Annotated in this window: 23 protein-coding genes; 12 read left to right on the top strand and 11 right to left on the bottom strand. The window is 67.1% G+C overall.

Annotated elements, in window-relative coordinates; all coding sequences use genetic code 11:
• The first annotated feature begins 153 nt into the window (after positions 1-153).
• From ACQPYR_RS05825 to ACQPYR_RS05855, 7 genes are all read left to right on the top strand, one after another.
• The gene (locus ACQPYR_RS05825) at positions 154-3,117 is read left to right on the top strand and encodes an AfsR/SARP family transcriptional regulator (RefSeq protein WP_433628500.1); all 2,964 of its coding nucleotides are present in this window, start codon (positions 154-156) and stop codon (positions 3,115-3,117) included.
• Between the two features lie 82 nt (positions 3,118-3,199).
• Positions 3,200-3,457 (top strand): hypothetical protein, encoded by a 258-nt coding sequence (locus ACQPYR_RS05830; protein WP_433628503.1) that lies wholly within the window; start codon positions 3,200-3,202, stop codon positions 3,455-3,457.
• A gap of 247 nt (positions 3,458-3,704) precedes the next feature.
• On the top strand, positions 3,705-4,763 hold the full coding sequence (locus ACQPYR_RS05835; protein ID WP_433628506.1) for a DUF5336 domain-containing protein: 1,059 nt from the start codon (positions 3,705-3,707) through the stop codon (positions 4,761-4,763).
• Positions 4,764-4,848: 85 nt separating this feature from the next.
• The gene (locus ACQPYR_RS05840) at positions 4,849-6,402 is read left to right on the top strand and encodes a cell division protein PerM (protein WP_433628508.1); all 1,554 of its coding nucleotides are present in this window, start codon (positions 4,849-4,851) and stop codon (positions 6,400-6,402) included.
• A 126-nt stretch (positions 6,403-6,528) separates the two neighbouring features.
• On the top strand, positions 6,529-7,161 hold the full coding sequence (gene purN, locus ACQPYR_RS05845; RefSeq protein WP_433628511.1) for a phosphoribosylglycinamide formyltransferase: 633 nt from the start codon (positions 6,529-6,531) through the stop codon (positions 7,159-7,161).
• A complete protein-coding gene (gene purH, locus ACQPYR_RS05850; RefSeq protein ID WP_433628513.1) occupies positions 7,158-8,732 on the top strand; it encodes a bifunctional phosphoribosylaminoimidazolecarboxamide formyltransferase/IMP cyclohydrolase in 1,575 nt (524 codons plus the stop codon). Before purN ends, purH begins: the two co-directional genes overlap by 4 nt.
• Before the next feature lie 46 nt (positions 8,733-8,778).
• Positions 8,779-8,907 carry a hypothetical protein gene (locus tag ACQPYR_RS05855; RefSeq protein ID WP_433628515.1) on the top strand — a complete coding sequence of 43 codons (129 nt, stop codon included), beginning with the start codon at positions 8,779-8,781 and terminating at the stop codon, positions 8,905-8,907.
• Positions 8,908-9,075: 168 nt separating this feature from the next.
• Here ACQPYR_RS05855 and ACQPYR_RS05860 read toward each other — a convergent pair whose 3' ends face one another.
• Positions 9,076-9,534, bottom strand: coding sequence for a hypothetical protein (locus ACQPYR_RS05860; RefSeq protein WP_433628516.1), 459 nt, complete (start codon positions 9,532-9,534; stop codon positions 9,076-9,078).
• A gap of 246 nt (positions 9,535-9,780) precedes the next feature.
• Here ACQPYR_RS05860 and ACQPYR_RS05865 point away from each other — a divergent pair, with 246 nt between their 5' ends.
• Entirely contained in the window at positions 9,781-10,353 is a 573-nt protein-coding gene (locus ACQPYR_RS05865) for a LysM peptidoglycan-binding domain-containing protein (protein ID WP_433628517.1), read from the top strand.
• A gap of 55 nt (positions 10,354-10,408) precedes the next feature.
• On the opposite strand, the gene rpsR is transcribed toward ACQPYR_RS05865, so the two are convergent.
• From rpsR to rpmB, 4 genes are read right to left on the bottom strand one after another with little or no spacing between them, the layout of a single operon-like run.
• Positions 10,409-10,663 (bottom strand): 30S ribosomal protein S18, encoded by a 255-nt coding sequence (gene rpsR, locus ACQPYR_RS05870; RefSeq protein ID WP_355176510.1) that lies wholly within the window; start codon positions 10,661-10,663, stop codon positions 10,409-10,411.
• 32 nt (positions 10,664-10,695) lie between these two features.
• Positions 10,696-11,001 (bottom strand): 30S ribosomal protein S14, encoded by a 306-nt coding sequence (gene rpsN, locus ACQPYR_RS05875; protein ID WP_433628519.1) that lies wholly within the window; start codon positions 10,999-11,001, stop codon positions 10,696-10,698.
• Positions 11,001-11,171: a 50S ribosomal protein L33 gene (gene rpmG, locus ACQPYR_RS05880; RefSeq protein ID WP_433628522.1), complete on the bottom strand. Its 171-nt coding sequence runs from the start codon at positions 11,169-11,171 to the stop codon at positions 11,001-11,003. The genes rpsN and rpmG overlap by 1 nt, the downstream gene beginning before the upstream one ends.
• Positions 11,172-11,181: 10 nt before the next feature.
• Positions 11,182-11,454 (bottom strand): 50S ribosomal protein L28, encoded by a 273-nt coding sequence (gene rpmB / locus ACQPYR_RS05885; protein WP_433628524.1) that lies wholly within the window; start codon positions 11,452-11,454, stop codon positions 11,182-11,184.
• Positions 11,455-11,556: 102 nt separating this feature from the next.
• Between rpmB and mrf the strand changes: the two genes are divergently transcribed.
• Genes mrf through rpmF form a run of 3 tightly spaced genes read left to right on the top strand, consistent with a single transcriptional unit; the run spans position 11,557 to position 13,323 of the window.
• Complete coding sequence (mrf, locus tag ACQPYR_RS05890) at positions 11,557-12,876, top strand: ribosome hibernation factor-recruiting GTPase MRF (RefSeq protein WP_433628526.1); 1,320 nt, start codon at positions 11,557-11,559, stop codon at positions 12,874-12,876.
• Entirely contained in the window at positions 12,873-13,148 is a 276-nt protein-coding gene (locus ACQPYR_RS05895; protein WP_433628529.1) for a type B 50S ribosomal protein L31, read from the top strand. The genes mrf and ACQPYR_RS05895 overlap by 4 nt, the downstream gene beginning before the upstream one ends.
• A 1-nt stretch (position 13,149) precedes the next feature.
• A complete protein-coding gene (gene rpmF, locus ACQPYR_RS05900; RefSeq protein WP_433628532.1) occupies positions 13,150-13,323 on the top strand; it encodes a 50S ribosomal protein L32 in 174 nt (57 codons plus the stop codon).
• A 367-nt stretch (positions 13,324-13,690) separates the two neighbouring features.
• Here rpmF and ACQPYR_RS05905 read toward each other — a convergent pair whose 3' ends face one another.
• On the bottom strand, positions 13,691-14,716 hold the full coding sequence (locus ACQPYR_RS05905) for a glycoside hydrolase domain-containing protein (RefSeq protein ID WP_433628534.1): 1,026 nt from the start codon (positions 14,714-14,716) through the stop codon (positions 13,691-13,693).
• Positions 14,717-14,785: 69 nt separating this feature from the next.
• Here ACQPYR_RS05905 and ACQPYR_RS05910 point away from each other — a divergent pair, with 69 nt between their 5' ends.
• Positions 14,786-14,950, top strand: coding sequence for a hypothetical protein (locus tag ACQPYR_RS05910; protein ID WP_433628536.1), 165 nt, complete (start codon positions 14,786-14,788; stop codon positions 14,948-14,950).
• Between the two features lie 19 nt (positions 14,951-14,969).
• Here ACQPYR_RS05910 and ACQPYR_RS05915 read toward each other — a convergent pair whose 3' ends face one another.
• The 5 genes from ACQPYR_RS05915 to ACQPYR_RS05935 form a co-directional block, all read right to left on the bottom strand.
• Positions 14,970-15,806 (bottom strand): MHYT domain-containing protein, encoded by an 837-nt coding sequence (locus ACQPYR_RS05915; RefSeq protein WP_433628539.1) that lies wholly within the window; start codon positions 15,804-15,806, stop codon positions 14,970-14,972.
• Entirely contained in the window at positions 15,799-16,356 is a 558-nt protein-coding gene (locus ACQPYR_RS05920) for a GTP-binding protein (RefSeq protein ID WP_433635024.1), read from the bottom strand. The genes ACQPYR_RS05915 and ACQPYR_RS05920 overlap by 8 nt, the downstream gene beginning before the upstream one ends.
• Before the next feature lie 88 nt (positions 16,357-16,444).
• Positions 16,445-16,819, bottom strand: coding sequence for a DUF742 domain-containing protein (locus ACQPYR_RS05925; protein ID WP_040695427.1), 375 nt, complete (start codon positions 16,817-16,819; stop codon positions 16,445-16,447).
• Positions 16,820-16,826: 7 nt separating this feature from the next.
• The gene (locus tag ACQPYR_RS05930; protein ID WP_040695425.1) at positions 16,827-17,234 is read right to left on the bottom strand and encodes a roadblock/LC7 domain-containing protein; all 408 of its coding nucleotides are present in this window, start codon (positions 17,232-17,234) and stop codon (positions 16,827-16,829) included.
• On the bottom strand, positions 17,231-20,023 hold the full coding sequence (locus ACQPYR_RS05935) for an ATP-binding protein (RefSeq protein WP_433628542.1): 2,793 nt from the start codon (positions 20,021-20,023) through the stop codon (positions 17,231-17,233). The genes ACQPYR_RS05930 and ACQPYR_RS05935 overlap by 4 nt, the downstream gene beginning before the upstream one ends.
• Between the last annotated feature and the right edge of the window lie 261 nt (positions 20,024-20,284).

Here is a 20,284-nt window from a genome sequence, read left to right on the forward strand (position 1 = left end):
CACGCCCGACCCACCACGACACCGCCCTGAAACAGACCTGTGTCCGTTTTGGAATGCTTGTCGCCGTTGGGATCTCACGGCCTATACAGCGATCGAGCAGTGCCCGGGCGACCGGGTGTGCGCGGACAAAGCGGCGCTGCCATGCTGTGAGGCGTGGACGTGCTGGTGCTGGGCCCAGTGCAGTTGTGGGCGGGCGAGGAGAGTGTCGGCATCGATCGGCCGTTGGAGCGGGCCGTGCTGGTGCGGTTGGCGTTGGCGAACGGCGTGCCGGTTCCGGATGGGCGGCTGGCCGAGGATCTGTGGGGTGCGGACGTCGAGCGGCCGGTGCAGCGGTTGCGGGTGGTGGTTTCGCGGCTGCGGACGGCGCTCGGGGCACATGCGGAGGTCATCGGACGGACGCCTGCCGGATATCACGCGAGCACGAGGGCATCGGATCTGGTGGCCGCGGAGGCGGCGGGGCAGCGGCTATATGCCGCGCGTCGGGCTGGTGACCATGCCGTTGTCGCGGCGGCCGCGCGAGAGGCGCTGGGGTTGTGGCGTGGCGCCGCGCTGGCCGATCTGCGCAGTGTTCCGTATGCGGCGGCCGAGGGGGACCGGCTCGACGATTGGCGGCTGTCGCTGACCGTGGCGGGGCTGGAGGCCAATCTGGAATTGGGCGCGGCCGGGGAGGTCGTCACCGAACTGACCGGCCTTGTGGCGCGTTATCCGCTGCATGAGCCGCTCTCGGGTCTGCTGGCATTGGCGCTGTATCGCACAGGGCGACAAGCGGACGCACTCGACCGCCTGGCCCGCCTGCGCCGGAATCTCGCCGAGGAACTCGGCGTCGACCCGGCACCGGAGACGGCAGCGCTGGAGCTGCGCATCCTCGACCACGATCCGACCCTGCGTCCCGCGAATGCCGCGCCGATCCCCACACGCGCCGTCGCCACCGACCCGGTAACCGCCGTACCCCACCCCGACCCGGTCGTCTCGGCCCCGGCGACCAGTTTCATCGGCCGCGGCCGCGAATTCGACACCCTCGGCACCCGCCTCACCGAACCCGGCCTGACCACCCTGGTGGGCGTAGCAGGCAGCGGAAAGTCCCGCCTCGCAGCCGAACTCGCCCGCGCTGCCGCCAACACCGGACGCCTGGTCGCCTTCGTCGAACTGGCACCCCTGGCCAGAGCCGAGGACGTGCTGCCCGCAGTCCTCGCAGTACTCGAGACAAATGGCCTGACCGAAGACATCCCGATCGACCCCGACAACCTATTGCCGGGAATCGTTGCGGCGCTGGGTACTTCGGGAGCCACAGATGATTCCAGTGCTCGCGGGGATACAGCCGCGCCAGTCTTGTTGATCCTCGACAATGCCGAGCATCTGATCGAACCCGTTGCTGAATTGGCCACTGCCGCAGCCGGTTCCAGCATCTTGATCACTTCGCAGCGAGCGCTGGGAGTGGCCGGCGAGTCGGTCTATCCGCTGGGTCCGCTGGAACGTGGCAATGGTGTCGCACTGTTCACCGAACGTGCCGGATTGCACGGTTTGGTCACTGTCGATGAGCGAGCGGAACTGGTACGGATCTGCGCTGGGGTGGATTGGCTGCCACTGGGGATCGAGTTGGCCGCAGGTCTCACTCGCACGCTCACGATTTCGCAACTCGCGCAGCGTATCGATGACCGGGTGCGGCTGTTGGTCGGCGGGGCGCGCGATGCCGGGGCAGGGCGGCATACGAGTCTGCGGCTGGCCCTGGACTGGAGTTATGAACTGCTGGCCGAGCGGGAGCGGGCGGTCCTGCGCAGGCTCGGGGTATTCGCGGGTGGGTGCACGCTGGAGGCGGCCGAAGCTGTCACGCCCGCAGCGGATCTCGAAGGCGGCGATATCGCGCCCGCGCTCGCGGACCTGGTCAACCGAAGCTTGGTGACGGTTCAGAACTACGGTGCGACAAGACGATTCGTACTCTTGGAGACGGTCCGCGACTACGCACTCGCACAACTGGCGCGAACCGACGAGACCGATCCGCTGCGCGCCCGGCACGTGGCCTGGTGTCTCGATCTGGTGCGCGCCATCGGCGAGCCCGACGATTTCGCAACGGCCGAATCCGTGTCCGCGGTCTTCGCCGAATGGCCGAATATTCTCGCCGCACTCGAAAACGCATCCGGAACACCGAGAGCCGCCGCGGGTTTACGACTCGCCATCGCAATGCACGTCCCCTGGCTGGCCAGGGCCTGGTTCCGCGAGGCGCGACGCCACTACGGCGCACTGATCGAGTCACTGCCCGCCGGCACTTCGCAGGCCGAATTGGCGCAGGCGCTGAGCCATTACGGCTTCCACACCCTGATGACCGGCGACTTCGATTCCGCCGCAGCACAATTGGCCAGAGCAAGTGAACTCGCCGCGCCGCTCGACGACATCGAACTCGCCCAGACCGTGCGCTACTACCAGGGCATCGTCGATATCGAACGCGCCAGACTCCCGGAGGCGGTGCAGCGCCTGCGCGATGGGGAGCGGCTGGCGGTGCGCGTCACGCAGGCCTCATCCTTCGCCGACGCACTCGGCACCGCGCTGTTGTATTCGGGTGACGCGGCAGGCGCTCTCGCCGCCTACCAGCGCTCCACCGAGGTCGACCGCGCCAATGACGATGAGCACAGCCTGTCTCGCGGCCTGAGCAATCAGGCCAAGGCACTGCTCGATCTGGGCCGCACCGAGGACGCATTGGCGATGGTCGAAGAATCCGACCGCTATGCCCGCCGCCTCGACGATCGACAGATCCTGCCGCTCAACGACCTCACCCGTGCCGCGGTCGCGTTGGCTGCCGGACAACTCGACGCGGCCGAATCCTATTGCCGCGCCGCCCTGGCCCACGAAGAGGAGGCCGGTCTGGCCCGGCTCGAACTCGCCGACGTCCTCATCGCCAAGGGCGAATTCGACGAGGCCGCAGGACTGCTCGCGGAGCACGACGCGGCGGCGCCCGGCGGTGTCCCGGCACTCGCGGCCCGCGCGATCGAAGTCGCGCTGCGGCGCGGCCGAGGCGACCCGGACGGCGAGTTGGCCGAGCGCACCCGGTCCGCCTACCTGGCCAGTGGCTTCGGGTGGCAGCGCTACCTCAAAAGACTCGAAAAACCGAGCACTACCTCGTGAAATGCGGATGAAATCGCGCTGAGACGGCGGCACTGGACTCTGGTCATCGCCAACGAGACCAACCAGAGACAAGGCGCAGACAATGACCACCAATCGCATCCGCCCCGCCCGCATCGCGGCCGTCGCCGCCCTCACCGTCGCCGGCTTCATCGGCGGCATCGCCCCCGCCGTCGCAGGCCCGTTCGGCACCGGGTCGGCCCAGGCCCAACCGGGCAACCTCGGCCCTTTCGAATACGAACACCAGTGCCTCGCCCGCGGCAACGAGGGCATTCGGACCGGCGAATGGCAGGACTTCGACTGCGTCGGCAGTTACGGCGCCTGGTACGTCGTGCCCCGCTAGTCACTTGGGGCGCACTGGAGGGGATTCGGCCCGGAGCAGCTTGCTCCTGGCCGAAGTGCGTTCCCATCGGAGGTGGTAGCGCAGAATTGTTATCGGTCGGCGCAGATCTACAAAGGACCAGCGTATACGCCGTTTTCAGGTCGCCCGGCCAGTTGGTGAAGGGTGACCCGGACAGGCGAGTGCAGTAGCGTCAGGTAGAGATCCAGCCGTTCAGACGACGTACGACTCGACCTAGGAGACGACCACCATGTCATACCCGACCGGGGGCTCCGGGTACAACGCACCCGCGACGCCGCCCGCACCTTCCAGCTCTGGCCAATCGGCTGGTACCGGCACCGAGTCCACCGCGAAGGGCCTGCCGTACTTCTTGGTGGTCGGCGTCGCCGCGCTCGGTGTGATCAACTTCCTGCTCGGCTTCCTCCCGTTCTTCGGTCAGAAGCCGCGGGAAGTGCGAGGTGTGACGGTCGAAGGTAATGACACGCTCAGCCTCTTCCAGTACTTCGGCGCGGCGGGACTGCTGGCCATCCTGCTGCTCGGCGGCCTGCTCGCCGGACTTTCGTTGCTGCCCAAGCAGAATTGGACCGGCGCCGCGGCCGCGGCATCGGCCGCCGGTTTCCTCGGCACGCTGTTCCTGTCCTTCACCACGCCCGACGATCTGAACGTCGAGCTGAAGTGGGGCGCGTACGTGCTGCTATTCCTCGCGCTCGTGCAGACGGCCGTCGCCGTCGTCGCCGTGCTCTTCGAATCCGGCGTCCTGACCCCGCCCGCACCCAAGCCCGCCACCCCGCAGGCCCCGCCGAGCGGTTTCGGCTCCGGCGGTTACGGGCAGCAGGGAGCGTTCGGACAGGGGCAGCCCTCGGCCTTCGGGCAGGGGCAGCCGAGCCAGTATGGTCAGGGGCAGCCTGGGCAGTTCGGCCAGAGTCAGCCGGGTCAGTTCGGCCAGGGCGCCCCGCAGTACCAGTCGCAGCAGCCCTACGGTCAGAGTCAGCCGAGCCAGCCGACCTACGGTCAGGGCCAGCAGCCGTCCTACGGCCAGCAGCCGCCCGCCTATGGCCAGCAGCCCGGATACGGTGCGGCGCAGCAGGGTTCGCCCTACGGTTCGTCGCCCGCCGCGCAGCCGCGCCCGGATGAGAGTGCCACCCAGCACTTCGGGACCCCGCAGTCCGGACAGCAGTACGGCACACCGGGTTTCGGTCAGGGCCAGCAGGGACAGCAGGGGCAGCAGAACCAGCCGTTCGGCGGTGAATCCGGTTCGGACCCGTCCTCGGACGCCACCCACGCATTCCGTCCGGACGAGAACAAGTAGTTCGTCGGCTCTCCCGGCGCGCGCCACAGAACGGGTCGGCGCGCCTGACCCGTTCGCGCCGGGGGAGCTGCCACGCTGAATTTCCATGAGCTCCTCGAGATCTTCTCTTGTTCGCCGGACCGCCGAGTCCCGCGGCGCGCCGGAACGTTCGGCGCGGAGCAACCGATCGACGCCGCGCACCTCCGCCGACGTTTTCGACGAGGCCGGATTTCTATCGTTGACCCCCGAGCGTGCCCGCGTGCTGCTCCTGGTCGCGGCCCGGCCGACGACCTACGCGCTCGTCGCCGTCGTCGTCCTGATGCTGGCCGCCCTACTGTCCTCGGGCAGTAACCTGGCCGGCACCTCGGGTGCGATCGCCGCGGGTTGGCTTGCGGCACACCAGGTTCCGCTGGTGATCGGCAAAACCTCACTCGAACTCCTACCGCTGCTGCCGACCGGACTGCTGGTCTGGGCGACCGGTCGCGATTGCGCCCGCGCGGTCGAGCCGGACAGTTCGCGCGCGGATCTCGGCTGGATCGTCGGTGCGGCGCTGTCCGGACCGCTGCTGGTCACCGCCGTCTGTCTGGCGGTCGCCGAGGACGCCTCCGGTGTCGTGGCATTGCAGCCGCCGAATACGCTGGCCGCCTTCGGCTGGGTCGGCGCCGTGCATCTGATCGCCGCGGTCGGTGGCATCGCGAGCCGCAGTCGGCGTCGGCTGTTCACCCTGCTGCGGTTGCCGGACTGGGCTGTCGCGGGCGCATTCGGCGCGGGTCGAACAGTCCTGCGCCTGCTGACCTGCGCCACCGCGGTCGTCATCGTGTCCTTCCTCGCGCACTGGTCGCGTATCGGTGACACCTTTCACACCGCGGGCAATGCGGCGGGTGTGCTCGGGCTGATCCTGCTCTCGCTGGCATATCTGCCGAATGTGGTGATCGCGACGGTCGGTGTGCTCGTCGGCTCCGGCGCGCAGTTCGGGGATGCGTCGATCGGTGTGTTTTCCGTTGTCGGCGGCCCGATTCCGGCCGTTCCGCTCATGGCGGCGGTGCCGACCGGTCCCGCCGAAGGCTGGTGGCCGGTGCTGCTGTTGCTTCCGGCCGCGGTGGGTGTGCTCGGCGGGCTCGATATCGGCCGGACCTCCCACGACCGCGCGGCCGCGCCGTGGGCGACGCTGACCTCAGCCGGGGTGGCGACCGTGACGTTGGTACTGCTCGGCGTGGTGGCGGGCGGCGATCTCGGAACGTTCGGGCAGTTCGGGCTCGACCTGCCGATCTTCGCGGTGGTGGCCTTCGGCTGGTTGGCGGTAACCGGATATGTGGGTCTGGTGTTCGCGCGTTGGGTCGTCGTTCCCATCGGCGCGCCGGTGACCGGGTACGACGACGAGTACACGGATTACGAAGACGACTACTACGACGACGACTACTACGAAGACCGCGATCACTACGACGATCATTACGAGGACGAGCACTACGACGAATACGACGACTACGACGACGAATACGCCGGTCCCGAGTTCGAAGTGGAACTCGACGGCGAGTTGGTCGACGAGCAGCCCGCCATCGCCACGTCGGGCGCCGCGGGCAGCAATACCTTCCCCGACATCGTCGATGCCGAAGTGGTCGAGGCGGACCTGCCGGAAAGTGACCGGATGGACGGTCGTTAGGCTCTACCTGGCGATGTAACACCGCCTCCGCCCTTTCGACCGACATGCAGGAGTAGACCGCTGAGCTTGCCCACCCCGCCGGCTCCGCCGGCTGCCGACCCCCAGCCGTCCTCGAATGCCCCGTGGGTGCCATCAGCGACCCCGGCAACCGTCGTCGTGCTGGCCTCTGGCACCGGTTCCCTGCTGCGCGCCCTGATCGAGGCCGCCGCCGCTCCGGAGTATCCGGCGACCGTCGTCGCCGTCGGCGTGGACCGTGTCTGCCAGGCCACCGAACACGCGGCCGCCGCGGGGATTCCGGCCTTCCGGATGGCCGTGCAGGATTTCCCGGATCGCGCCGCCTGGGATGTCGCGCTGGCCGATGCGGTCGCCGCCTATGAACCCGATCTGGTGGTCTCGGCCGGATTCATGAAGATCCTCGGCCCGGTCTTCCTGGCTCGCTACGGCGGCCGGATCATCAATACCCACCCCGCGCTGCTGCCCGCATTCCCGGGCGCGCACGGGGTCCGCGACGCACTCGCCTACGGGGTGAAGGTCACCGGTTCGACCGTGCACCTGGTCGATTCCGGCATCGATACCGGGCCGATCCTGGCCCAGGAGGCGGTGCCGGTGCTCGACGATGACGACGAGGCCACGCTGCACGAGCGCATCAAGGTTGTCGAGCGACGGTTGCTGGCGGAGGTTGTCGCCGCCGTCGCCACCAGAGGCATTGTCTCCGACGGACGAAAGGCAGTAATTCCAGATGAGCGGGTACTTCGGTGAGTGAGCGTAAGGGGATTCACAGGGCGCTGATCAGCGTCTACGACAAGACGGGGCTGATCGAGCTCGCGACCGGACTGAACGCCGCCGGTATCGAACTGGTTTCGACCGGTTCGACGGCGGGCAAGATCGCCGACGCCGGCATCCCGGTGACCAAGGTCGAGGATCTGACCGGGTTCCCGGAGACCCTGGACGGCCGGGTCAAGACCCTGCACCCGCGGGTGCACGCGGGCATCCTCGCCGATACCCGCAAGGCCGAACACGTCGACCAGTTGGTCGAGCTCGGCGTCGAGGCCTTCCAGCTCGTGGTGGTGAATCTGTACCCGTTCACTCAGACCGTGGCCAGCGGTGCGAGCAATGACGAATGCGTCGAGCAGATCGATATCGGCGGTCCGTCCATGGTGCGCGCGGCCGCCAAGAACCATCCGTCGGTCGCTGTGGTCGTCGACAGTGGCGACTACGACGACGTACTCGCCGCGGTGCAGGCGGGCGGCTTCACACTGCCCGAGCGGACCGCGTTGGCGGCCAAGGCTTTCCAGCACACCGCAAGCTATGACGTCGCGGTCGCGAGCTGGATGACCAGCGTGCTCGCCCCGGCTGGCGAATCGAATGATGCTGCCGCACAGCAGTTCCCGAGCTGGATCGGCGGATCCTGGGAGCGCGCCTCGGTGCTGCGCTACGGCGAGAACCCGCATCAGGCCGCCGCGCTGTACACCCAGAACGACGGCAGCAGGGGCCTCGCGCAGGCAAAGCAGTTGCACGGCAAGGAAATGTCGTACAACAACTACACCGATGCCGACGCCGCTTGGCGCGCCGCCTACGACCATTCGGCACCGGCGGTCGCGATCATCAAGCACGCCAACCCCTGTGGCATCGCGATCGGCGCGGATCTCGCCGAGGCGCACCGCAAGGCACACGCGTGCGATCCGGTGAGCGCCTACGGCGGTGTGATCGCGGCCAACGGTGAGATCACCGTGGAGATGGCCGAACAGGTCGCCGATATCTTCACCGAGGTGATCGTCGCGCCGTCGTATGCCGACGGCGCCGTGGAGGTGTTGCAGCGCAAGAAGAACGTGCGCATCCTGGTCGCCGAGCCGCCGCGGCGCGCCGGTGCGGAACTGCGCCCGATCAGCGGCGGCGCCCTGCTGCAGAGCCGCGACATCCTCGACGCCCCCGGCGACAACCCGCAGAACTGGACCCTGGTGGCGGGTGCAGCGGCCGATGCGGAAACCCTCGCCGATCTCGAATTCGCCTGGCGCGCCTGCCGTGCCGTGAAGTCCAATGCGATCCTGCTCGCCCACGACGGCGCCTCGGTCGGCGTCGGCATGGGCCAGGTGAACCGGGTCGATGCGGTGGGTCTCGCCGTGCAGCGCGCCGGTGACCGCGCAAAGGGTTCGGTTGCCGCATCGGATGCGTTCTTCCCGTTCTCCGACGGCCCGCAGCAGCTCATCCAGGCCGGTATCCGGGCCATCGTGCAGCCCGGCGGCTCGGTCCGCGACCAGGACACCATCGACCTGGCCCGTGAAGCGGGAGTCACCCTCTACCTGACGGGGTCTCGCCACTTCGCGCATTGAGTTATCTCTGAAGAGGGCGGGAGCCACCGGCTCCCGCCCTCTTTGCGTGTCTAGCGGCAATGATGTTGTGGCACAGTCGGGTTCGTCCGGCGGGCCGGCCGCCATCGGCAATGTTCCCGCACCACCGGCCTACGAGTTCTGGGAACCAACACTTTTCGTGGACGGCACCGGCTGACTCCGGACCAGAATGCGAGCAATCTCGGCTCCGGTCTGTACGTATGGTGCGACGACCCGACCGCGCAAACTCCGGCCCGGGCGTCATGGCGCAAAAGACCTGGGGTCCAGCCAAACCCGCAACCTACCTGGAATTCGCCGCCCTCGCGGACGTAGTCGCCGAACCCGGCTAGACCGCGCTGAGAACCTGTCGGCTGCCGAGTGGAGCCTGCAACGGCACCTCGAGGGTACCGAAAACCGCGATCATGGTGCACATTCGGCCGACGGCATCGGCGCGCGTACCGGAGCGCAGTTCCACGGTGACCGTCGAATCGGTCTCGGTTACCCCGGCATCCACGCCGTAGCACTCCGGCGACCCGGTCTCGAAGTTGACCGCGATCCGATCATCGGCCACCCGTGACCAGGATGTGAACGGAATCGGATGTGCGCCGACGATCGTCGGATCGGCGACGAACATCCGGCCCGCGTCGGCGGGTGTACCTTCGGTCGGCGTACTCTTCGCCGCACTCGTTGTCGTTGTCTTCCCTTGTGTCCCACCGTTATCGGAGCCACCGCATGCGGTGACGGCGAGGCCGACGAACAATGCGACGGCGACTGCGGCGGGCCGAACTCGCGACATCCGATACATACCGACCACCCTAATCCACGCGTCGAAGCATCGAGACGAACCGGTCCAGCAAACCAGGAGAACGATTGTGTCAGTTTGTGCGACAAGATGATAGAGCGATGAAGCCCACACAGTGAACATTCGGCTAAGCCTGCGCGTAATACCTCCGCGCCGCTCGCGGGCACAGTACATTCGGGGGCCGATGCGCGCCCACCAGCACGCATCGAGTCGGAATGCTTGGCACAGTAAACCTTCGAAAGGAAGAACGTGGGCGACACGCTGCGCGTAGGTGAAGAACTCGGGCTCGGCCAGACTCTGGTCGGCGGTGCGTACACCCTGACCCTGCAGCCCGATGGCAATCTGGTGCTGTCGGAACCGGATGGAAATGTCGTGTGGTCCACCCTGACTCACGATCAAGGTGTCGAGCGGGCCGTCCTGCAGGACGACGGCAACTTCGTGCTCTACAAGGGGGACGGCGCCGCCTGGGCCACCGAAACCAATGGCCGGGAAGCGGATCGGCTGACCGTGCAGGCCGACCGCAATGTGGTGCTGTACGGCACGGATGGCAGCGCGCTGTGGGCGTCGGACACCCAGACCGACAACCCGCTGCCCGCCCCGGAGCCGGAGCCGGTCGCCGAGCAGGCTGTCGCGCCCGCCGCCGAAGAGGTCGCGCCCCCGCCGCCTGCCGCCCAGACCTACACGGTCGAGCCGGGCGACACCCTGTGGGCGATCGCCGAGCGCTTCTACGGCGACGGCAATCGCTACCAGGAGATCGCCGACGCCAGCGGCATCGACAACCCGGATGCCATCAACCCCGGCCAGGTGCTCACCATCCCGTGACGTGCTGACGACGAAGGGCCCCGGCTTCGGCTTCGGGGCCCTTCCACGTCGGTGTCTACCGACTGGTGAACGGCAGAAGTGCCATCTCGCGTGCGTTCTTCACCGCGACGGCGACTTGGCGTTGCTGCTGCGGTGTGAGCCCGGTGACCCGGCGGCTGCGGATCTTGCCCCGGTCGGAGATGAAGGTGCGCAGCAGGTTGATGTCCTTGTAATCGACCGTCTCGACGCCCGCCGCGATCAGCGGGTTCTTCTTCGGGCGACGGGCCTGCTCGGCGCGAACCTTCTTCGAGGGTGCTCGCTTGACTGCCATGTGACGGTTTCCTTCTCGAGATCAGTGGTTGTCTACCAGCTCGATTTGTGCACACCGGGGAGTTCACCCCGATGGGCCATCTCGCGTACACGTACGCGGGAGAGTCCGAACTTCCGGAGATGACCGCGCGGTCGTCCGTCCGCGGCGTCCCGATTGCGCAATCGTACCGGACTGGCATCGCGGGGCAGCCGCTGTAGCGCCGACTGTGCCGCTGCGCGGGCTTCCTCGGAGGTAGTCGGCTTGCGGATCAGTTGCTTGAGCTCAGCGCGCCGCACCGCATGGCGGGCGACGATCTGCTTGCGCTGTTCGTTGCGGGCGATCTTCGACTTCTTGGCCATCAGCGCTCCTCGCGGAACTCGACGTGGCCGCGCACCACCGGATCGTATTTGCGCAACACCATGCGGTCCGGATCGTTGCGCCGGTTCTTTCGCGTGACGTACGTATATCCCGTTCCCGCAGTGGATTTCAACTTGATGATCGGCCGGATCTCGGTCGATTTCGAGGCCATGGTGCTCCTGTCAGATCTTGTCGCCGCGGGCTCGGCTGTGTCTTTTCGACCGCTTCGCTTCGCTCCCGCGGATGCGGGCGACGACCGCCTCGATCCCGTCCCGGTCGATGGTCTTGATGCCCTTGGCGGAGACGTTCAGCGTGATGCGCCGGTCCTCGCTGGGCAGGTAGTAGGTCTTGCGCTGGATATTGGGGTTCCAGCGCCGGCTGGTCCGCTTGTGCGAGTGCGATACGGACTTGCCGAATCCCGGCTTGCGCCCGGTGACCTGGCAGTGGGTCGACATGCGGACTCCTTCCAGTATTTGACAATCATTTTCGACAACGACTGTTAGACAATGTACCGTTGCCTGACAGCAAATGAAAATCGTTATCGAAAGGAGTGCTGCGTGGAACCCGCCCTACTCCCACCCGGGAGGCAGTCCGACCGGAGAACGCCCGTCGTTGTGCTCGCCGGATGCTCCGGCGCGGCCGCGGCGGGTCTGGCACGACTGGCCACCGCCCTGCGTGAGACACCGGGCACCGTCACCATCCGCCACGACCTGAGCGGACTCGGCGAGGGCATCGTGCATCGCACGGTGCGCGTCGGCGAGCAGGAGACCTCGACCGTGCTCGAATTGGCGCACGGCTGCATCTCCTGCACCCTGCGCGTCGATCTGCTGCCGCTGCTGTGCGCGCTCGCCGCCCGTGAATCGGTGGATCGTATTGTGCTGGAACTGGATCCGGCCTTCGAGGCGGAAGCGGTGTGTCAGGCGATCGAGAATATCGTCGTCACCGGCGTGGTCGGACGTGTCGACGGCCCGGCCGGCCGCGACGTGCGAGTCGAGGCCGTGCTCACCTGTGTGGACGCGCGAACCTGGTTGGCCGATGCCACCGGCGAGGACACCCTCGCCGAGCGCGGAACGGCGACCGCCGACGACGACCGGACCGTGGCCCAGGTGGCGGTCGGTCAGGTCGATTTCGCGGATGCCGTTGTGGCACAGGGCAGTACCGGCGATCCAATCGATCGGGCGCGGCTCGCCGCGGTGCTGTCCCGGCTCGTGCCCGATGCGCCGGTGGCCTGGATCGACGATATCGATCTGCTCGACTCCGCCGATGTCGAGGCATTGCTCGCACGTATTCCGGCCCATTCGCGGCGCGGCCGCGTCTTCGATGCCCATGCGCCGCTGTTGCGCGGCCAGCCGCCGCTCGGCGCCGAATACGGTGTCGCCCTTGTCGAATTCGCCGCGAGCCGCCCGTTCCATCCGGCCCGCCTGCACGAAGCCCTCGACGTACTCTTCGACGGCGTCGTGACCGCACGTGGACGGATCTGGCTGGCCACCCAGCCCAACGAGGTGGTGTGGCTGGAATCGGCGGGCGGCGGATTGCGCGTCGGCGGCGCGGGACCGTGGCTGGCCGCCATGAGTCCGAGCGAGCTGGAACAGGCCGATCCCATGCGCCGGGCCATGGCCGCGCTGCGCTGGGACGAGCAGTTCGGCGACCGCGATATTTCGCTGGTCATCCTGGTCCATGACGCGGACCCGGCCGAGATCCGGCAGGCCCTGCACTGGGCGCTGGTCGAGGACGACGAACTGCGCCTGGTCGAACGCGCACCCGAGCGGGTCGCGCGGTGGGAGGACCCCTTCGGCGAATGGCATGCCGACCCCTGCGAACCTACCGGCCTGCCGATCGACGGCCAGGCGAAAAGCCCGAGAGGAGAGGCGAAATGAAGACCGGCATACATCCGGACTACCACCCTGTGGTGTTCGAGGATTCGAGTACCGGAAAGCGGTTCCTGACCAGGTCCACCGCCATCAGCGCGCGCACCGTCGAGTGGGAAGACGGCAACACCTACCCGCTGCTGGTCGTGGACGTCACCTCCGACTCGCACCCGTTCTGGACCGGCGCGCACCGTGTGCTGGATACCCAGGGCCGGGTGGAGAAGTTCGAGCGCAAATACGGCAGGCGGGCCTCGTCCCGGCCCTCACGAGGGGAGGGCTGATATGGCGGTGCCCAAGCGCAGGATGTCGCGGTCGAATACCCGCAGCCGTCGCTCGCGGTGGAAGGCGACCCCGCCGGACCTGGTGCCGGTCAGTGTCGGCGGGGTCGTACACCAGGTGCCGCGCCGTTTGGTGCAGGCGGTGCGGCGTGGGCTCATCGATCCGGAACGGATCTGATCCACGTTTACGGTCATGCGAACTCCTTCGCACGAACCGGTATGTGCAAGCTGACGATAACTCGCATGCTGCTGGCACGGCACGGGTCGATGGTCGATCGACCGGAATGGCTCGATGTCGGTCTCGGATCGGAACCACTCGAGAATTTGGCAATCCAATAGCTACTCGAGTCGATCATGTCACCTGGAAGTTTTCCCTGTCTATGATTGCGACGCGGTAGCTCATTGATCAATTACGTACTGTGAGTTGGTTTTTCGTGTCCGTAAAAGTCCTGGCGCAGTGATGATTTCGTGCTCTCGCGCCGGTACCCTCATCCGAGAGGGCGGGTTCTCGGAACCCCCGGTTCACCGGATCTCCGGGAACCCGCTCATCGCCAAACTTCCGGCCTCTCTGCCGATTTCCCCACTTCCCGGCCACCGGGCAGACCTGGCAAGTCCGGCAGTAGGGACTCCAGCCGGGCCAGTTGCTCACCCACGAAGTCGGCCGGACCCTCGATCAGCGAGAGCGGCCACGGCCAATGCGGACCGTCCAACCGCTTCACCTCTTCCACCAGATCAGCTGTGGTGGCTTCGAGTTCGCTGATCTCCGTGCGCAATTCGCCGACTTGCGTACGCAAATCGGCGGATTCGTCCTCCAGCTCCTTGATCCGCTGTAGGGCCGCTGCCACACCGTCCACCAGCGTGCGATAGCGGCCCTCCGCATCGGTACCGAGTTGCGGCCAACCGGACAGCTCCGGACCACGCAGCTGGATCTGGATATCGCGCAGCACTGCCTCTTGTTCCGGCGTCACGTCCGGTTCCTCCTGTACGAAGTCCCACTGACCGAAATCGATTGTCTCGGCTTCGTTTACATCGCAGAGCACGCCACCGACGACCACCTGCCGCAATGTCTGATGGATATTGCGCCTGGTCTCCACATTGGTGCCCGACCAGGCATCGGTCTGCCACGACCAAGCCGCGACGCCCGCGTCCAACGCCCGGCTGATCGACCAGAACCCGCCGTAGATACCCACATTCGCGGCGCCGAGCACGGTGGCCGCGCCTTCGAGATAGGCGTTGATCGCCACCTGATCCTGCGGTGTCGAATCGAAATCCGCGGAGAAGTAGATCGGCCGATCCGACCGCCCGCCACAGCGCAGCACCTGCGCCAAACCCGAACGGGCATCGACGATTCCGGCGCTGTAGCCGTCCAGCATCCTGGCCGCCGTGGTCTCCCAGTTCGACACGATGGAGATGCCGTTCGCCCGCAGGTCGTCGGCCTCGACCGGGGTCAACTGCTTGCCGGGCAGGGTCGGACCGCCCTCCGAGAGGTAGCGCACGACGAAATCGAAACCGGCCGCTCGTATGGCCGCGCCGCCGGGACGGCCCGCCGCGTAGTCCAGCCCCAAACGCATATCTCTCACTGTAGGGGGTGTCGTGGGCCGAAATCGGCGGCATTGCCGAACCCGCCGTCGATGCCGGGCATGCCATCGGTCTGGACCACCTACTTCGCGGTCACCGACGCCGATGCCACCGCGGCGAAGATGCGGGCGGGCGGTGAGGTGATCGTGCCGAGCCCCCGCCTGCAGAACCGAGGGCGTCGGTGGCATAGCCGACGAGTCGGGGAGATGCCCTCACCCAAGGCCTGACCAGCGAGCTCGAATCGCCTCAGCGCACCGACTGGAGGTCGGACCGGAGCCGGTCCGACCGCAGCTCGGACCGGCGCTTGGCCTCGAGTGCCGCCGCCGTCTCGCGCCGGTCCGGTGCGATGAGCACCGCGCTGATCGGGACCGTCAGCGCGAGCGATCCGACGACGAACATCGGGAAGACGAATTCGAACAGCGTGAGTCCGTCCGGAGCCTTCGCGGTGGTATCGATGTTCGGGTCGATGGCCGCGACCCCGGCGTAATACATGCCCGCCACACCGACGGCGAACAGCAGCACTGTGGCCGCCCGCGCGAGCAGACCGTGCAGCGCTTGGAAGGACCACAGCGTGGCGACACCGGTGAGCACCGCGACCGCCATCGCGACCGCCGCGAGCCACGGGGAGATATCGATCGAACCCTGGATGCGAATGGACCCGAGCCCCAGATACAGGGTGAGACCGATGCCGAATCCCATGACCAGCCCGCCCGGGATGAGCCGGGCCAGTTGCAGCCGACGGCCGATGATGATCAGCGCGACGAATACCGCGACGAACGAGGTCACCATCGCCGCGACTATCTTGCCGCCGTCGAAGCGCGCCGCGGTACCCGAAATGTCCAGGCCGAGCAGCGCGACCGAGGTCGACAACCAGACCCCGACGCCGCCGAGCGCCACTGCGGCCGAGGTCACCCACGCCAACCGGAACCGCGACGATCGCGCCGCGTGTAGTACGCAGGCCAGCCCGACCACGGCGCCGAGCACCGAAACACCGAAGGAGAGTGCGGCGACCCAGTACCCCATGGCGAACTGGTCCACCACTGCGCCGTTGTCCGCCGCGGCGAACAACCGGACGTCATGCATGTCGAGCGGATCCTTCCAATTCGAGCGCCTTCAGTTGGGCGATCGCGTATTCGGTGACGGCCGCCAGCGCCTGGCGGACCTCCATGGCATTGCGCGCGTCGATATCCACGATGGGCACTCCCTCACGCACCGAAAGCGCCTCGCGCAGTTCGGCGATCGGGAAGCGGGGTGCGTCCGGGAAGCGGTTGACCGCGATCAGGAACGGCAGCTTGCGCGCCTCGAAGAAGTCGACGGCGGCGAAGCTGTCTTCCAGCCGTCGGGTGTCGATGAGCACCACCGCGCCGATGGCGCCGCGGATCAGGTCGTCCCACATGAACCAGAAGCGGCGCTGGCCCGGCGTGCCGAACAGGTAGAGCACCAGGTTGCCCGGCAGGATGATGCGGCCGAAATCCATTGCGACCGTGGTGGTTTCCTTGTCCGGGGTATCGGCGAGATCGTCGATGCCGTCGGAAAAGCGGGTCACCATGGCCTCGGTGCGTAGGGGAACGATCTCCGATACCGCGCCGACGAAGGTCGTCTTACCCGCCCCGAAGCCGCCCGCGACCACGATCTTGGTCGAGGCGACGCGGGTGTCGGCATCGGCGGGTCCGGTATTGCCGGATCCGGAGTTGCCGGGCTGCCCGTAATTTCCGCCTTGCCTATAGGGCACGGAGTCCACGCAAAGTCCTCTCCATAAGGGAACGGCGCTCGTCGAAGCTCGCCTCGTCGGTCAGTGTCGAATGCACGCGCAGCGCGCCGTCGACGACGAGGTCACCGACCATGACCCGGACCATGCCGAGCGGTCGATCCAGGTGGGCGGCGATCTCGGCGACCGACAGCCGGTGCGTACCCAGCCGCAGGATCTCGGTGCGCAGATCGCCCGCCGGCCAATCGAGATGCGCAGTGTACGACAGGGTTTCGATAACCGCTTCGAGCGGTAGGTCGACCGCGGGTTCGGTACGCCCGGAGGTCAGGGCATACGGTCTGACGCGGGTGGTCGGCCGGTTCGGTCCGTGGCCGAATGGACTCGACATCGTTGGATCAGACGGCTGTCCGGGCGGTGGCCGTGACCACCGTGCCCACACGGTCGACCAGCAGGGCCATTTCGTAGCCGATCCGACCGATATCGTGCGACTTGTTGGCGAGCACGGCCAGGTGCGACCCGTTGCCGACGCTCATCACCAACAGGTAGCCGCGCTGCATCTCCACGATCGACTGCATCACCTTGCCGCCGTCGAACAGCGATGCCGCTCCGGTGGCGAGGCTCGCCAGACCCGCGGTGACCGCGGAGAGCTGTTCGGCGCGGTCCGCGGGTAGATTCGGGCTGGTCGCCTGCAGCAGGCCGTCCGCCGTCACCAGCACCGCGTGCGACACTCCGGGCACATCTTTGGTGAAGCGGGCAACCAGCCAGTTGAGGTTCTCGTCCGTGGTGCTGTTCGGGTTGGTCATACAAGCCCTCCGTCGTTGTACTGCGCTTCGGCCCGCCCGCTGCGGACCCCACTGAGATGCCTGGTCAAGTTGTTCCGGATCTCCTCCGGATCGCGAACGCCGGGTTCCTCGACCGGCGCGAGGCCGCCGGGCACCAATTGCGCTCCGGGCCTGCGGATCGGCAGTCCGCCGACGGTGCGCGCCTCGGCGGTCGGATGGCTGGCCTGCTCGGCGGCCGTCCAGCCCGCATCGGCAGGGGAGGTCCATGCCGAGGGTGATGGTTGTGCCGTGGCAGGCTCGACCAACCACTCCGAGACCATCCGCTGATAGATCGGGGTGGGCGATTCGCCCTGCACCGGCTGTAGTCGGGTCGAGGTGTTGGTCGCGGCGTCGGCCGAGACCGGCTGTAGTCGGGTCGAGGTCGACTCGGGTTCCGTTGCGGCGGTGGGCGTTCTGGTCGGCAGCGGCGGCCGCAGGACGGCGGTCTGATATGGCTCGGCAGGCTCGCGGGTGACGATCGGGTGCGATCCGGTGTCCACCGGCTCGTCGGGATGTTCGGCCCACAGATCGGTGACCGCACCGAGGGGCACCTGCGGTTCCACGTCGACGACCGAATTCGGCCCGGTGACAGGCTCATCCGTCGGGGTCGGCGGCCCGAACGGCGCGATGCGGGACCGGTCTTCCTCGCCGCGGCGGCTGCTCGGACTCTCCGCGAATACGTCGACCGAGGTTTCGGTGTGATCATCGCCGGGTATCGGTACATCAGGCGCGTCGGCGACGCGCATGGTCGGACGACGTTGTGGCAGACCGGAACTGGTGACCGCGAACCGCGACGGTTCACGCTGTGGCAGGCTCGGCACCGGTACCAAAGTGCGCGGCGGCTGTTGTTGTGAGGGCGCGGGCAACGCGGCCATGACCTGCGCTTCGATGGCCCGCTGGTTCGGATCGGTCGCATCGAGCGGGGGCGCGACCAGTGCACCGGGCAGGTGCACGCTCGCGGTGATGCCGGGCTGCTGCGCCATGGTCGAGGTGCGGCGCAGGCTCACCGTGATGGTGTGCCGCTTGGCGAGGCGGCCGACGACGAAAAGGCCCATGCGGCGGGCGGTTTCGACGGTGACCTCACCACCGGAGGCCAGCCGGTCGTTGGTGAGCTGCAGATCCTCGAGTGACATGCCGAGGCCGCGGTCGGTGATCTCGATCAGGTAGCCGCCGTCGACCGCGCGCGCCACCATCACCGCGACCGGTGTGGTCGGCGGGGAGTACCGAAGCGCGTTATCGATCAGCTCGGCCAGCAGATGTTCGATATCGACAGCGGGTTCACCAGCGACGATGCCGTCGGGCACCGCGCCGATCTCGACCCGCTGGTAGTCCTCCACCTGGGAGACCGCACTCCAGAGCATGTCCGATAGCGGCACCGGATGTAGTTGACCGCGGCGCAGCGCGGTACCGGCGAGCACCAGCAGGTTGTCGCCGTTGCGGCGCATGCGGGTGGCGAGGTGGTCGAGGCGGAACAGGCTCTGTAGCCGCTCGGCATTGTCCTCGTCGTGTTCGAGATCCTCGATCAGCGACAACTGCTGTTCGACGAGGGATTGACTACGGCGGGAAAGGGTTTCGAACATATTCCCGATCTGCAGTCGCAGTCGGGCCTGATCGGCGGCGAGATTGAGCGCCTGCTCGTGGATTTCGTCGACGGCGCGGGCCAGCTGGCCGACCTCGTCGGTGGTGTGCACGCCGACCGGGGTGATCTCCGGGGTAGCGCCACCGCTGCGCACCACCGCGAGTTCGTCGGGCAGCTTGACGTGCGCGACCTCGAGCGCGTCGCGGCGCAGCCTGCGCACCGGGACGACCAGGGTGCGCGCGACGGCGAGGGCCAGCGCAAGGCCGGCCAGCAGCATGCCGATGACGATCGTGGTCTCGCGCAGCGCACCGGTCTGTGCCTCGGTGGTCCGATGCGCCAGCGCCTTATCGATGGTGTCGGCGAGGGAATTGGTGGTCTTCTCGTAGGTGTCCGAGCTGACCTGTAGTGAATCCAGTACGGCCGGATTCGTTGTCGGATCCCCGCCGTTCTGACTGAACGCGCCGAGGCGGACGCCGACCGCGTCCAGCAGTGGCCGCATATTCGGCGCATTGTCCAGCAGGATGATGCCGTAGGTATTGACCATGGTCATCTCGGCGCCGGCCGAGATGAGCACCTTCGCGCGCACGCTCGGATTGCGGCCGGCATCGGGGGAGCCGATCATCATGCGCTGCTGGGTGAGTACCCGCCGGGCGTTCTGGATCGCGCCGATCTGCAGGAAGTAGCGCTGGATGATGAGGTCCTCGACCGAGGGCGACAGCGCAAACGCATTGCCGATGCGAACCGCGATCTCGTCGGCCTGCTCACCGACCATCATCGGCGATCCGTTGCGCAGGCTATTGCGCATGGTGGTGCCGGTGGCGACGGCAGAGGCCAATTCGGAGGTGACCCGGGTACTCACCTTGGTGGTGCGCATTCCGGCCTCGAGATCGGCGAGCGCCTGATCGAATTTCGTCAATGCCGCGTCGGTCGCCGGATCCGCGGTGTTACCCCAGGAGGCGGTCGCCGCGACCGCGAGTTGTTCGGTGGCCGTGCCGAACTTGACGATCGGGCGAATGATGATGACCTGTTCGGTCGCCGCGTCCAACTGGGACATGGTGCGCAGTTCGTTGTTGATGCGGAGCACGGCGAAGACGGTGGCCAGCAGCACGGGCAGGACCAGCACGATGCCAACCTTGCGAGTGACCGACCAGTTGGACAGACTGAATTGCCAGGACCGCGGTGCAGCTTCCATCCGCTTCCGTTGCCTCCGCTTCACGAGCTTGCACGTGTGCCCCCGGATGGCGCGTGGCTGTTCGGTTTTGATTCAACCCGCTGAGAACCAACTAGAGGTCTTCTTTTTACCGCAGGGAACATACCGCGCAGAGTGACTAACGGCAATCTGGGGCAGTCACTCTGTAATTCACTCGAATATGGCTACTCAGAACGGCTTTCGTCGCCCAAAACGGTTGCCGGATTCCGTCGAGATCTGTACGTGATCACAAACCTGCTGGTC

Origin of the sequence: Nocardia sp. CA-120079 (assembly GCF_050955745.1) — a bacterium.
Lineage (GTDB): Bacteria > Actinomycetota > Actinomycetes > Mycobacteriales > Mycobacteriaceae > Nocardia.